The 611-nt window shown below is 71.2% G+C and carries 1 protein-coding gene and 1 pseudogene; one reads left to right on the plus strand and one right to left on the minus strand.

Annotated features, from left to right (window positions below):
• Nucleotides 1–333: pseudogene (locus DYI24_RS28860) on the minus strand (hypothetical protein); the annotation flags it as partial.
• On the opposite strand from DYI24_RS28860, the gene DYI24_RS28865 reads away from it, so the two are divergent.
• Nucleotides 328–611, plus strand: a 284-nt coding sequence (locus tag DYI24_RS28865) for a hypothetical protein (protein WP_502706397.1), incomplete at its 3' end; no start/stop codon positions are given. The pseudogene DYI24_RS28860 and the gene DYI24_RS28865 sit on opposite strands and share 6 nt — an antisense overlap.

The raw sequence follows: 611 nt of genomic DNA on the forward strand, positions 1-611 counted from the left end.
GTCGTGCGCCTCGTGGACGTCGTCGGCCTCGTGGTGATCGTCGATCGGGAACGGCGCGTCCTCGGCGTAGCCGGCGCCTTCCTCAGCGTGGTCGTCGTCGTGCGCGTCGGTCTCGTCGTGCGACGCCGCGGCCTGCGGGGCTTCGACCGGCGCGGGAGCTTCGGCAACCGCCGGCTGCTCGTTCGCGACGGGCTCGGCTGCAGCGCTCACCTCGGGCTCGGACGGAGCGGGTGCTTCGGACGGCGCGGCTTCGACGTGGCGGTGCTCGTGATCGTCGGAGGCGTGCGCGGCGTCGTGCTGCTCGGCGGTCTCACCCTCCGGCAGCTCATGCATCAGGCGCTCGCCCTCGGCGTGCGCCTCGACCTCGTGCGCCTCGTGATGGTCGGCAGCCTCGTGCGGCTGCTCGGCCGCAACGTCGGCAACGGCTTCGACGATCTCGCTCTGCACCCGCTCGCCGTTGTTGCGTCGGCGATGGCTGCGATGTCGCGACCGGCGGCGGCTGGAGCGCTGCTCGCTTTCTTCTTCGGCTTCGCGGTGGGCGCGTTCGTCGGCTTCGATCAGGGCCTGCCGGTCGGCGACCGGGATTTGATAATAGTCGGGATGGATTTCGC

The organism is Rhodopseudomonas sp. BR0C11, from assembly GCF_010820945.1.
In the GTDB taxonomy this organism is placed as follows: Bacteria; Pseudomonadota; Alphaproteobacteria; order Rhizobiales; family Xanthobacteraceae; genus Rhodopseudomonas; species Rhodopseudomonas palustris_H.